Source organism: Paenarthrobacter sp. A20 (assembly GCF_024168825.1).
In the GTDB taxonomy this organism is placed as follows: domain Bacteria; phylum Actinomycetota; class Actinomycetes; order Actinomycetales; family Micrococcaceae; genus Arthrobacter.
This window is the reverse complement of the sequence record NZ_JALJWH010000001.1, coordinates 2,041,865-2,054,154: the sequence shown is the minus strand read 5'-3', so window position 1 is coordinate 2,054,154 and position 12,290 is coordinate 2,041,865. Positions and strand designations below refer to the sequence as shown.

The 12,290-nt window shown below is 63.0% G+C and carries 9 protein-coding genes; 2 read left to right on the top strand and 7 right to left on the bottom strand.

Translation table 11 applies throughout. The features are described 5' to 3' along the window. Nucleotides 1-6 precede the first annotated feature (6 nt). Nucleotides 7-915 (top strand): hypothetical protein, encoded by a 909-nt coding sequence (locus J3D46_RS09785; protein ID WP_253466672.1) that lies wholly within the window; start codon nucleotides 7-9, stop codon nucleotides 913-915. A 2-nt stretch (nucleotides 916-917) separates the two neighbouring features. Further along, nucleotides 918-1,976: a hypothetical protein gene (locus J3D46_RS09780; RefSeq protein ID WP_253466669.1), complete on the top strand. Its 1,059-nt coding sequence runs from the start codon at nucleotides 918-920 to the stop codon at nucleotides 1,974-1,976. Nucleotides 1,977-2,028: 52 nt separating this feature from the next. Here J3D46_RS09780 and J3D46_RS09775 read toward each other — a convergent pair whose 3' ends face one another. The 7 genes from J3D46_RS09775 to J3D46_RS09745 all read right to left on the bottom strand — a co-directional run bounded on the left by J3D46_RS09775 (nucleotide 2,029) and on the right by J3D46_RS09745 (nucleotide 12,252). Next, nucleotides 2,029-5,058: a glycoside hydrolase family 38 C-terminal domain-containing protein gene (locus tag J3D46_RS09775; RefSeq protein ID WP_253466666.1), complete on the bottom strand. Its 3,030-nt coding sequence runs from the start codon at nucleotides 5,056-5,058 to the stop codon at nucleotides 2,029-2,031. Nucleotides 5,059-5,207: 149 nt separating this feature from the next. Further along, nucleotides 5,208-6,098, bottom strand: a complete 891-nt coding sequence (gene fdhD, locus J3D46_RS09770) for a formate dehydrogenase accessory sulfurtransferase FdhD (RefSeq protein WP_253466663.1) — start codon at nucleotides 6,096-6,098, stop codon at nucleotides 5,208-5,210. A gap of 1 nt (nucleotide 6,099) precedes the next feature. Beyond that, on the bottom strand, nucleotides 6,100-8,406 hold the full coding sequence (locus J3D46_RS09765) for an FdhF/YdeP family oxidoreductase (protein ID WP_253466660.1): 2,307 nt from the start codon (nucleotides 8,404-8,406) through the stop codon (nucleotides 6,100-6,102). A gap of 51 nt (nucleotides 8,407-8,457) precedes the next feature. Next, nucleotides 8,458-9,816, bottom strand: coding sequence for a molybdopterin molybdotransferase MoeA (locus J3D46_RS09760; RefSeq protein ID WP_231339602.1), 1,359 nt, complete (start codon nucleotides 9,814-9,816; stop codon nucleotides 8,458-8,460). Next, complete coding sequence (locus tag J3D46_RS09755) at nucleotides 9,813-10,718, bottom strand: NTP transferase domain-containing protein (protein WP_253466657.1); 906 nt, start codon at nucleotides 10,716-10,718, stop codon at nucleotides 9,813-9,815. The genes J3D46_RS09760 and J3D46_RS09755 overlap by 4 nt, the downstream gene beginning before the upstream one ends. Nucleotides 10,719-10,760: 42 nt before the next feature. Further along, nucleotides 10,761-11,261 (bottom strand): HNH endonuclease, encoded by a 501-nt coding sequence (locus J3D46_RS09750; RefSeq protein WP_159703451.1) that lies wholly within the window; start codon nucleotides 11,259-11,261, stop codon nucleotides 10,761-10,763. Nucleotides 11,262-11,478: 217 nt separating this feature from the next. Further along, on the bottom strand, nucleotides 11,479-12,252 hold the full coding sequence (locus tag J3D46_RS09745) for an NlpC/P60 family protein (RefSeq protein ID WP_231339604.1): 774 nt from the start codon (nucleotides 12,250-12,252) through the stop codon (nucleotides 11,479-11,481). Between the last annotated feature and the right edge of the window lie 38 nt (nucleotides 12,253-12,290).

Here is a 12,290-nt window from a genome sequence, read left to right as displayed (position 1 = left end):
AAGAAAATGGGGGAAGAGACTTTGGATGCAGCAGCCCAACCAGGCCGCAGAAAGTCCCGGCGTACTATCATCATCGTCGCGGTGGTTGTCATCGCTGTTCTGGCTGGAGGACTCGGCACGTGGTTTGCCCTCTCCCGCCCGGCAGGCGTCCAGCGCGCAGATGTGGTCCGTTTGGACAAGGAACGCCTCATACTGGACAACTCAATGAACCTCTACGATCCGCTGGTCACCCAGTTCTCGGTCCGGCTGACGAACGTGATGTCCGAAACCGCCGGGCAAGAGGCCAAGGACACGGTCCTCAACCAGGATGGTGACCGCTTGAAACGCGAGTCAGGGATAAACCGGGACCGTTTGGAACGGATGGGGTCATCACCGGCAGTGCAGGAACAGGAAATCCGCGACGCCTACAACCGGTTCAAAGAGCACTACGGAGCCGTGATCGCCTACAACGATCAACTGGTGGTCAACACGGCGAACATTACCCAATCCATTGGTGGTCCCTGCGCTCCCCTGCATTCGTCCTTGAATGTTGGCAGCGAGACCTACTCCGCAGATTACGTCAAGGCTGCAGAGTCCTGCCTAACGGCCATAGCCTCAGCCAAGGAGAACACCGACGCCGGGACAACCGAACTCCTGACCTCGGTTGAGGGCATCATCCGCGGACAGCGGGACAAACAACAGGAAGCCCTGGATGGCAAGGACGAATTCGAGCGCCTGGCCAAACGGATGCTGGCTGGCCTGGCGATGCTGGATATCAACGACGCACTCAAAACCGCCGAAACAAAGTATGAGAGCTCCGCGAAGGAGCAATACACCCAGCTCATCAATAACGCCAATGACTCCAACAAAGCTTTTGAAAGTGCCCTCAAGAAGCGCACGGACCAGTTTGATGCTGCAGGCAAGGACGGGGAATAGCCATGACGATTGAACCCGGACCCACAAGTCAACCGGACCTCCCGCAGCAACCGGACCCCGCAGGGCAACCGGCGCCCAAAAAGCGCAAACTGGCCCTCATCCTGATCTCCAGCGTTGTTGTCCTGTTGGTGATTGCCGCGGCGGCTGTTGTGACCATGACCCAAGTATCCGGACAGCAGCGCAAGGAAAGCCTGCAGCAGCTGAAGGATGGCCAGCTCACCGCGCTGGTGGATTCCCGGGCCAAGCTTCAGCCGGCAGCCAATGAATACCTCGCTGCCTACAAGAAAGCGCGGAACGCCCCCGCCTCACAGGAAGAGGCCGGGAAGAACTCCCGCAAGGAACGGGACGAGTTCCAGAAAGCTGCAGATGAGGCCCGGTCCGCACTGCAGAAAGTACAGTCCGCCCACGAGTCCCGTGAAGATGGAATCGGCGTCGCCATCGGGCAACTCGAAGACTCGTATGAAGGCTACATCGACCATATGGAAGGCCTGGTGGAGTCATACCCACAGTTTGAAGGCCTCTTCAGGGCCGACGGTGCAGGCTGCAACGGCCTGTTTGTCGGTTCCAAGGCCGCCAACCTTCGGGAGCGCCAAACCTTGCTGAGCCAGGCCGCGGCCCCTTGCCGCGAAGCAGCCGGCCAACTCAAGCAATCCAAGAACGTGGCCTACGTCGAATTTGCCCGTACCTTTGACAACCGGGTAGGACAGCTCGAATCGAACGCCGGGATCACGGCAAAGTCTGAAGAGACTTACAACGAGTTTGTCCGACTCAAGGACCAGTTGGTCCAGAAGACGGATGAAGCGACCGCACGCAACGCCTCTGATGAGGAATTGCTGAAAATTGCCGACGAAGCCAAGGCACTTAACACCCGCATCAAGAACAACAGGTCAGAGTTTGACTTCGCAGCCAAGCGCTACCTGTCGGGAGTGAAGGACATGCCTGTCCTGGTGGAGGAAGTGTTCTCCAAGAAGATCGCAGCCGAACTCAAGAGCTACGACGCGGTGATCCCCTTGCGCGTTCAAATCCTGAAAGACGCAGTGGACGTCGAACTGGTCGAATAGCCCCCCGCCTGGTCGAGTAACCCCCGGCGGCATCTGACGCCGGGGGTACCCGTCAGCGCGTGAAGCGCAGTGTCACCAGTTGGAACGGACGAAGCACCAGGTGGACTTCCGAGTCCTCCCCCACGGTCACTCCTGGAGCCACTGCCACACGCTCCAGCAGGTCAGTGGCCGTCGCTCCAACAGCCTCAAAACCGGGCCTGACAGTGGCAGATGAGCGCTCACCCAGCGATTCGTACAACCGGACGATGACATCGCCTGAACCGTCCTCGGCCAGCTTCACGGCTTCCACCACCACGGCGGGGTTGGACACCGAGACCAGCGGCTCCACAGCATGTCCGCCGGTGACGAACCTCGGCTTCAGGTTGGTCCGGTACCCCTCTTCCACGGCGTCGGCAATCGCTGCCCCTGGCCTGATGGACAGTTCCAGGGTGTGCTCTCCCCGGTCTGCTTCCGGGTCCGGGAACCGGGCGGACCTCAGCAGGGAGGTCCTGACCGTCGTCGTGGTTCCGCCGTCGGGGCGAACCGCCCTGGTGACATCGTGCCCGTAGCTCGACGAGTTGCTCACCGCGACTCCATAGCCGGGCTCGGCCACGTGGATCCAGCGGTGGGCGCAAATCTCGAACTTCGCCGCTTCCCAGGAGGTGTTGGTATGGGTGGGCCGGAAGACGTGGCCAAACTGCGTTTCCGACGCCGAGCGATCCGCCCTCACATCCAGCGGGAAGGCGATCTTCAGCATCTTTTCGCGTTCCTGCCAGTCCACGGTGGTGGCGATGCCCAATGACTTGGCGCCGGCGTCGAGCGTCACGCGCTGGGTGATGGTGGAGGCGCCCACCTTGCGCTGGACCACCACGACGGCGCCTGCTGGCGTGCGTTCAAGGTCGATGGTGTCCGCTTGGGTCAGTTGGGTGACGTTCCGACGGTAGAACTCCTCGATATCCCACGCATCCCACTCATTAGGGGTGTCGCGGAAGAGCTCCAACAGGTTGCCGGTTTGTCCCGGGGCGATCGCGTCACGGCCGCTGGCGTGATCCACCAATGACGTGAGCAGGCCGTTCCCGTCCAGGACTGCACGGATGACGCCGTTGTCCAGGATGAAGCTCTCCCCGGACTGGTCCACCTGGACGCCTACGCCGGATCCGGCGCCTTCACCGATACCCAGGGCGGCCACGCCGTCGCGGCGATGCGGAGCCGCATTGAGCAGGTAGCTTGTGTCGCCGTCCCCCACCAGGGCCTGCGCGGCGTCGCTGATGATGGCCTCGAGGTCACGGGAAATGGCCTCATAGTTGCGCTCGGCGTCCTGGTGCACCCAGGCAATGGAACTGCCCGGCAGGATGTCGTGGAACTGCTGCAGGAGAACAAGCCGCCAGAGCCGCTTCAACTCGTCCCGGGGGTATGCATAGTCCGCACCGAGCCGGACGGCAGCCGTGGAGCACCACAGCTCGGCCTCCCGCAGAAGGTGCTCGCTGCGGCGGTTGCCACGCTTGGTCTTGGCTTGGCTGGTATAGGTACCGCGGTGCATTTCCAAGTACATTTCACCCACCCAGACCGGCAGGTTGGTGTACTCGGCTTCAGCTTGCGTGAAAAAGTCCTTGGCGGTGCCCATGCGGACCTTAGGCGAACCTTCCAGGTCTGCCGTACGGTGCGCAGCAGCCACCATTTCGCGCGTGGGGCCGCCACCGCCGTCGCCATAACCGAAAGGCACCAAGGACATGGTCCCCCGGCCGTGGTCCCGGTAATTGCGCTCCGCGTGGGCCAGTTCGCGGCCGTGCAGTTCAGCGTTGTACGAGTCGACCGGCGGGAAGTGCGTAAACAACCGGGTTCCGTCGATGCCTTCCCACGTGAAGGTGTGGTGCGGCATCCGGTTGACCTTGTTCCAGGAAATCTTCTGTGTCAGGAACCAACGGGAACCGGCTTCCTTGACGATCTGCGGGATGGCGCCGGAGTAGCCGAAGGAGTCAGGCAGCCAGGCTTCCTGGCACTCGACGTCGAACTCCTTCAGGAAGAAGCTCTTGCCCTCCACGAACTGGCGGGCCATCGCCTCGCCGCCGGGCATGTTGGTGTCCGATTCCACCCACATGCCGCCTACGGGAATGAACTGACCGGCTTTGACCTTCTCCCGGATCCGGACAAAGAGCTCCGGGAAGTACTCCTTGATCCACGCCATCTGCTGGGCCGAGGAACAGGAGAACACAAAATCCGGATCCTCGTCCATGAGGGCCACCACGTTGGAGAACGTCCGGGCACACTTGCGGATGGTTTCACGGACCGGCCACAGCCAAGCCGAGTCGATGTGCGCATGGCCGGTGGCCAGGAGCTGGTGCGCGGATGCATACGCGGGACGGTCCAGGACCACTTTCAACTCCTCGCGACCTGCCGCCGCGGTCCCGGCGACATCGTCCGGGTCCATAACGTCCAGCATCCGTTCCAGCGCCCGCAGGATTTCATGGCGGCGGGGAAGCTCAGTAGGGAGTTCATGCATGAGGCCGCTGAGCGTCCAGATGTCCTGGTTCAGTTCCCAGACCGTTTCGTTCAGCTCTGCCATGGCGATGCGGCCCAGGCGGTACCGGGGATCGTCGCCGGAGGTGGCCTTATCCCCTAACGGTGTGGGTGCAAAGGACCAGCCTTGCGCAACGTCCGGGTTGGCGGCGGCCTCCACATAGAAGTCGACGGACAGTCCACCACCCAGAAGTTTGAGCGGGACGTGGAAGTTCCGGGGGGAAATCGCTTTGATGATGCTGCCATCGGCACGCCAGGCAGTGCCTTCGCACTGGAATCCGGGGGCGTCGCTGTTGAAGCCGAGGTCCACGATGATTTCCACCGACGTGGAATCGGCCATGCCCCAGTCCTGCGGAACTTCGCCCTGAAGGTGCAGCCACTTGGTGCTCCAGGCCTTTCCCCAGGGGGCGCCGTGTTCCTGGGGCGTGAAGAGCTGGCGGATGGCCTCCGCAGCCGGCACGGGCTCACCCGGAGCATCCCAGCTGCTGAGCTGCAGCGGTATGGCCCTGCCGTAAATGGCCGGAAGAATGCGTTCCCGAACAAATCGGTCAAGACGCTGTTCAGTGATCCGGCGGTCGTCGTGCAATTAATTCCCCTTTGGGCTTCAGCTGAATAACAAGGTTGGCAGCCCCGCCCCGGATGTGCCGGGCACGGGCGGCGATTCTGGGGTCGCCGCGCTTCCAATCGATGGATAAAATCTACGTTGTTCCAGCTTAATAGCCAAGTGATTGCCTGCTATCCCCCGACGACCTGCCGCTCCGATTCGACTGTTTCCCCGACGATCCTGTCCCGTCCGGCGTAGACGTTCAGACTGTGTCCGCGGCTGAACCCCGCCAGCGTAATTCCGGTTTCCTCCGCCAGGTCCGCCGCGAGGCTGGACGGCGCACTGACGGCGGCCAGAACAGGAATGCCGGCCATGGCAGCTTTCTGGACGAGTTCAAAGGATGCCCTGCCGGATACCTGGAGCACTGTGCCCCTCAACGGCAGCATTCCTGCACGCAAGGCCCAGCCCACCACTTTGTCCACCGCGTTGTGCCTACCCACATCTTCGCGGAGGCACAGCAGCTCGGTGGTGCCGTCGTCGTGGATCCTGAAGAGGCCGGCAGCATGGACGCCGCCGGTCTTGTCGAAGACCGCCTGCGCCTCCCGGAGGCGGTCCGGCAGAGCTGCAAGCGCCCTGACCGGGATGGTGACGTCGTCTTCCTTGGGACTGTGATGGGAGGACTTGCGGACGGCGTCGATGGAATCAGTGCCGCAAATCCCGCACGAGCTGGACGTGTAGACGTTGCGCCCGGTGTCAGGCCTCACCACGTCAGGCCTGAGCTGGGCGTCCACCACGTTGAAGGTCTGCACACCGTCTTCGTTCTCCCCCGCGCAGAACCGTTCGGAGATCAGCTGCGAAGGTTCCCACACGATGCCTTCCGAGACAAGGAATCCCGCCACGAGGTCGAAGTCGTCCCCGGGGGTGCGCATGGTGACGGAGAAGGACATGTCCCCCAACCGGATTTCCAGGGGCTCCTCCACTGCCAGCACGTCCTCCTTGAAGCGGACGGGATGCTCCAGTGCCTGTGGCGAGCCGTCCAGGACAAACTTGTGCACCTTGCGGCGCTGCGTCACTCGTCCCATGTCAGGATCCGTTCTCTTCATTCTTGACGAAACGCACGGTCATGGCCTTGTAGCCAGGGGTGTTGGATTCCCGGGCCACCAGCTCGCGGTGCACCAATGCGTTGGCTTCGGGGAAGTACGCTGCGGCACACCCCTTGGCCGTGGGGTACCCGATGAGCCTGAACTTGTTGGCACGCCGTTCCGTCCCTGCGAACGTGGAAATGACATCCACCAGGTCACGGTCCTTGAATCCCAAATCCTCGATGTCTCCGGGGTGCACCAGGATGACCCGGCGTCCATCGGAAACGCCCCGGTACCGGTCATCCAAGCCGTAGAACGTGGTGTTGTACTGATCGTGGCTGCGGACCGTCTGCAGGATCAAGTGACCGGCAGGGGCTTCCAGGTACTCAAGTGGCCGCACCGAGAACCGCCCCTTGCCGATGTCCGTGGCGAAGGTGCGGGTATCCCTGGGCGGGTTGGGAAGGACAAAACCGTTCTTGGTCCGGACCCTGGCGTTGAAGTCCTCAAAGCCCGGAATGACCCTGGCAATGTGGTCGCGGATCACGTCGTAATCCTCTGCCATGGCCCGCCAGTCGACGCTGTGGTTCTCACCCAGTGTCGCCTGTGCCATGCGGGCCACGATCACCGGCTCGCTCAGCAGGTGATCTGAGACCGGCTCCAGCCGGCCCTGCGTTTTATGGATGACGGACATGGAGTCTTCCACCGACAGGAACTGCTTTCCCTTGGGGTGTTTGTCATCCGTGTCCGTCCGCCCCAGCGTGGGAAGGATCAGGGATGTCTTGCCGTGCACCACGTGGGCGCGGTTGGGCTTGGTGGAAATGTGGACGGTGAGCCCGGCGTTCCTCAGCCCCTGTTCCAGGGCCGCCGTGTCCGATCCCGCGGCTGCGAAGTTTCCGCCCATGGACACGAAGACCTTCACGTCTCCCTTTTCCAAGGCGTGCTGGGTTTCCACGGAGTCATAGCCGTGGTCGCGCGGCATGTGGAAGCCGAATTCGGCGTCCAACGCGGCCAGGAACGATTCCTTGGGTTTCTCCCAAATGCCCATGGTCCGGTCACCCTGGACGTTCGAGTGTCCACGGACGGGGCACGCACCGGCCCCGCGCTTGCCGAAGTTTCCCTGGAGCAGCAGGAGGTTGATGATTTCCCGCAGGGTATCCACCGAGTGCGGCTGCTGGGTCAGTCCAAGGGCCCAGCAAATAATGGTCGCCTTGGACGCGGCCATCATGCCGGCAGCCTTGGTGATTTCTTCCCTGGTCAGCCCTGTTGCCCGTTCTGTTTCGTCCCAGTCCAGCACCGAACGCGCTTCCCTGTAGGCCGCGAACCCTTCGGTCTGCTGCTCAATGAAGGAATGGTCGACGACGGTGCCCGGGTTTCGCTTCTCTTCCTCCAGGAGCAAGTGGCCCAGCGCCTGGAACAGCGCGAGGTCGCCACCGACCTTGATCTGCAGGAACTCATCCGCGATGGTGGTGCCGCCGCCGATGACGCCGTTGAGGGATTGCGGATCCTTGAAGTTCAGGAGGCCGGCCTCGGGGAGCGGGTTGACGGCTACAATCTTTCCGCCGTTGTTCTTGCAGTCGCGGAGGGCGGACAACATGCGGGGATGGTTGGTTCCCGGGTTCTGGCCTACTACCAGTACCAGCTCAGCGTGGTGGATGTCCTCCAGGGAAACAGTGCCCTTGCCGATGCCGATGGTTGGGTTGAGCGCGCTCCCGGAGGATTCATGGCACATGTTGGAGCAGTCCGGCAGGTTATTGGTGCCGAGGCTTCGTGCAAACAGTTGATACATGAAGGCCGTCTCATTGGCCGTCCTGCCGGAGGTGTAGAAGACGCACTTGTCCGGCGTGGTGGCGTTGACGTGCTCGCCGATCAGGGCGAATGCCTCGGTCCAGCTGATGGGCGAGTAGTGAGTGTCGCCCGGTTTGATGACCACGGGTTCCGACAATCTTCCCTGGCTCCCCAGCCAGTACTCCGTCTTATCCTCAAGGTCGGCCAGGGAATGTTTCGCCCAGAATTCGGCACCGACGGTCCGGGTGGTGCTTTCCTCGGCGATCGCCTTGGCCCCGTTCTCGCAAAATTCAGCGGGACTGCGCCTTCCGGTTATGGATTCCGGCCATGCACACCCGGGGCAGTCAAAGCCATCATGCTGGTTGACCCTGAGCATGGACCGGACCGTGCGGGCCACCCCGGCCTGGGCGTATCCCCGTTCAAGGGCAACGGTGACGGCTTTAAGGCCTGCCGCAGCTTGTTTGGGCGGATGGATTTGCAGGTCATCTTCGTTGATGTCCTGTTCGGGAGCATGCCTGTTCATGAGTCCATCATTGCACTTTGTGGGCACCGACCAGGAGGCTGGCCCCGGCCCTCATGCGTCTAGGGCACTCCAGTCCACCGGACCTGGCGGGGTCTTCTTTTGGCTCCGCGGCGGCGCCTTGCGGGGCTTGTCTTCAGGTGTCTTCGGCGCGGGCAACGGTTTGCCCCACGGCAAGGCAAAGGCCGGGACCAGCTCGCCCAGTTGGACTCCATGCGGCGGTACCACCATGACCCCGTCCGCACCGGCCAGGCCACGCATCATTCCCGGGCCAGCATGCTGTGCCGGCGACGCCAAGCCATACACCAGTTTGAAAGGCATCAGGCGGGTCCGTCCGGGCTCCGCGTCGATCATCGCTCCACAAGGAACTTCGCCCACTTCCTGGAGGCTTCCGTGGCCCAAGGCAGCCAGCAAGGGCGCCCCCAGGGTAAATAAGGCCATCATCGCGGCAAGCGGATTTCCAGGCAGACCCAGGACGAACCGGCCATCGGGCAACTCCGCCAACACGGCCGGATGTCCAGGCCGCATGGCAATACCGTCGATCAGCAACCGGCCACCAAGTTCTGCCACCGCCCGCCTGAAGTGGTCAGTCCCCGAACGCCCTGTCCCGCCGGTCGTAATGACGACGTCGGCAGGCGGTTCAGTTTCTGCGTACGGTTCGTCTGCGCTGAGTTCCTCGGGGGACGGCTCGGTGTCCTGAAGTGCGGCGAGCCACTCCCCATAACTGTCGCCCACCCTGAGCTGCTCCCCGGCGATACCGCCCAGGAGTTCCACCACGGCGCCGAGTTGCGGGCCGAAGGTGTCCCGGACCTGTCCAGGCCGCGGGATACCTTGGGCCACCACCTCCGAACCCGTCAAAAGGAACCTGACCAGTGGTTTGCCCATGACTTCCACGTGATCCAGGCCTGCCAACGCTGCCAGCGCGATGTGCGCCGGGTTGAGCACTGTCCCGGCTTTGAGCAGGACATCACCCTCGGCTGCCTCTTCTGCAGCCCTGCGGATGTGTTGGCCGTTGCGCGGCTCCCCCGGTTTGGCGGTGCCGCCCAACGCAAGGACCGGAAGGCCGTCGTCGTCCGTAGTGATGACGCCACTCTCGCTGCGCAGCACGGCTTTGGCCCCGGGAGGTATCAGCCCACCGGTAACAATGGGACTGGCTTGGTGAGGCGCAAGCCTCTGGCCCGGCTCACTGAGTATCCACGGGCCGCTACCATTGACGGCCCAGCCATCCATGGCGGAAGAAGCATAGTGGGGCATGTCCTGCACTGCCAGGGCATCCGATGCCAAGGTGCGGCCAAGGGCAGACCCCAGCGGGACCGGGCCTGGCGGGATGGGAGCAGCGCCATCGAACGCGCGCTGCCGAGCCTCATGCCACGTGTGTGCCGCGTGATGGCCCTCGTTGGGGGCCTGGGTCATTCGGCGCCAGCCCCGGACTCCGAATACTCTTGGGCAACTTTGCGGGCCAGGTCCAAGGCAGCGTTCATGGACGCGTCGTCGCTGGCCTGGCCAATGCCGCGGGCCATGCCGGCGGCGTATCCGGCGATGAACGTGGTCAAGGGTGCGGCGGGGCGCACCACTGAATGCGCAGCAACGCCAGCCACTGCCAGGACCTCGTTAACGTCCACTTCAACGCCTTCAAGCTCAAACGCCTGCAGCAATGTGCGGCACCATTCCTCGAGCGTCTCTTCCTGGCTCTTCACGTGCGCCTCCAACTCGTAGTCAATGCCCAAGGCCGCTGCGTCCTCCCACGTGTCCACGTCATCCGTAGAGCCTGCGGGGACGGCAACGTCCAGCACATTCAGCCTAGCAAGCAGCCGGAACACTGAAGAGTTCGTTAACCCGGAACCTTGCGAAGCTACGCCTACCTCCCGTTCCATGGCTGCGGTGCTGTAGGCGCCCAGCAGCGGTTGCTTCCGGCCGTCCGCGGAGACCGCCATGGCCCCCTCCACCCCGGGCTGTGAGGCAAGTGCTTCCCACAGGAGTGCAACGCCACGGGAGGCATGCGGCATATCGCAAGCCAGGACAAGCGTCCACGGAGCGCCCATGCCGTGGTTCTTCAACGCGGCCAAGCCCGCTGCAATCGCAGCGGCCGGACCCGCGTACGCCGGTTCCTCCCGCGCCCTCAGCACATTGTCCGGTAGCAGCACACCGCCGGATCCTGAAGCATCGGGCCCTACGACTACCACGGCTGCGGCACCCCGGACTGCCTGCAGGGCATGCGAAAGGAGCGACGCGCCGTCGTACGTCAGCGACGGCTTGGGCACGCCTCCGAGGCGGGTGGCCCTGCCTCCCGCCAAAATCACGGCGTTGAACTCCATCCGCCCAGATTACCCGGACGTCCGGAGGTCAGCAGAAATCGATCAGGCAGCGGATTCCGGCAACAGGAACGGGTCCCAGTCCGGCGCAGGTTTCTCGAGTTCTTTGATCTGCCACATGGTTCCCTGGGGCACGCCGGGCTTGAAACGGAGTTTCCAACCCATTTCGGCCAGCGTGTGGTCGCTCTTGGCGTTGTTGCATTTCAAGCACGCCGCAACCAGGTTTTCCCAGGAATCCGCGCCGCCCCTGGACTTGGGGTGGACGTGGTCTATGGTGTGGGCTGTTTTCCCGCAGTAGGCGCAGTGGTGACCGTCGCGGCGAAGGACCCCGCGGCGACTCACGGCAGTAATCCTGTTGTACCGGGGACGGATGTAGCGGTTGAGGAGGATCACGGATGGTCGTCCGAGAATCTCCTGTGGCCCGACGACAGGCTCGTCGCCTTCGGCCACAACGCTAGCTTTCCCAGTGAGCACAAGGACCAGCGCCCGGCGGAATGTTATTACCGCCAGCGGTTCATATCCAGCATTCAGAACGAGTGTGCGCATGCACGTACCTCTTCACGGCCGCACCCGTCAGGGGCACGAGGGCCGGCTGCCCTCTGCTTGTACGGGCTGTGGATCGACAACATAAGGGTAAGCACTTATATGCCGTATCCACGAATCTTTCTGCCGTTTCGCCTGCGGTGTCGGCAAGAGTTCATGCGCGGTTAAAGCAGAACACCCCGCCGGCCGGAGCCTGCGGGGTGTTCATGATGATGTGGGATCAGCCGTTGACGCGGATGAAAACCGGGCCGGAGCCGACGTTGACGCTGAACAGTGCCGTGGTGGATCCGTTCCATCCACCATGGACTGCCATGCCGTTGCCAACGTAGACGGCGATGTGGGCCTGTCCAGCCAAACCACCGTTGGCGTAGTAGGCGAGGTCGCCGGGCTGCGCTTCTGCTGCACTGACCGTGCGGCCCAGGGACAGGTAACCAGCGGGCCAGTCGTGGAAGTTGATGCCAACGGCGGCCAGGGAGTTGGTCACCAACATGGTGCAGTCCTGGGTGACGCCAAGCTGTGCGTAGGCGGCAGCAGCGATTGCTGCACCAAGGCCGCTGGCAGCTGCCGGAGCCTTTGCCGCCGGAGCCGCAGTGTTGACGGCGACCGTAGCGTTGCCGGACGTTGCTGTGCTCTCCGTGGCCGCCTTGGTTTCAACCTTGGCCGGAGCCTTCTTCACTACCGGAGCCGGAGCTTCCACCGTGGTGACCACGGGGCGCTCGTAGGAGATGGCAACCGTGGAGTCCGCAGCGATGGTCGCCTGAACTACCGACTGGACGTCAAGGGTGGACGTCGAGGTGGACTCGCGGTCCACCTTGGTCTCGGCAGCGTTGGCAGCAACACTACCGGTCAGGACCAGGCCTGAAGCTGCGGCAATGACTGCTGCCTGGCGGCCAACGCCACCGGCGTTGTCGCTGACGGCCTTGGCGATGACGGCAAGCGAGCTGGTCTTGGGGGCCTCAGCGCGATGCCGTGCAACTTTGTTTGCACTGGTCATGGTTTTCTCTTTTCATATCCGCATGCAGTTGGGGTACA

Excerpts from the sequence above, each read along its gene's own strand:
- J3D46_RS09785 (WP_253466672.1), top strand. The coding sequence starts at position 7 with ATGGGGGAAGAGACTTTGGATGCAGCAGCCCAACCAGGCCGCAGAAAG.
- J3D46_RS09780 (WP_253466669.1), top strand. The coding sequence starts at position 918 with ATGACGATTGAACCCGGACCCACAAGTCAACCGGACCTCCCGCAGCAA.
- fdhD (WP_253466663.1), bottom strand. The coding sequence starts at position 6,098 with ATGGGACGAGTGACGCAGCGCCGCAAGGTGCACAAGTTTGTCCTGGAC.
- J3D46_RS09765 (WP_253466660.1), bottom strand. The coding sequence starts at position 8,406 with ATGAACAGGCATGCTCCCGAACAGGACATCAACGAAGATGACCTGCAA.
- J3D46_RS09760 (WP_231339602.1), bottom strand. The coding sequence starts at position 9,816 with ATGACCCAGGCCCCCAACGAGGGCCATCACGCGGCACACACGTGGCAT.
- J3D46_RS09755 (WP_253466657.1), bottom strand. The coding sequence starts at position 10,718 with ATGGAGTTCAACGCCGTGATTTTGGCGGGAGGCAGGGCCACCCGCCTC.
- J3D46_RS09750 (WP_159703451.1), bottom strand. The coding sequence starts at position 11,261 with ATGCGCACACTCGTTCTGAATGCTGGATATGAACCGCTGGCGGTAATA.
- J3D46_RS09745 (WP_231339604.1), bottom strand. The coding sequence starts at position 12,252 with ATGACCAGTGCAAACAAAGTTGCACGGCATCGCGCTGAGGCCCCCAAG.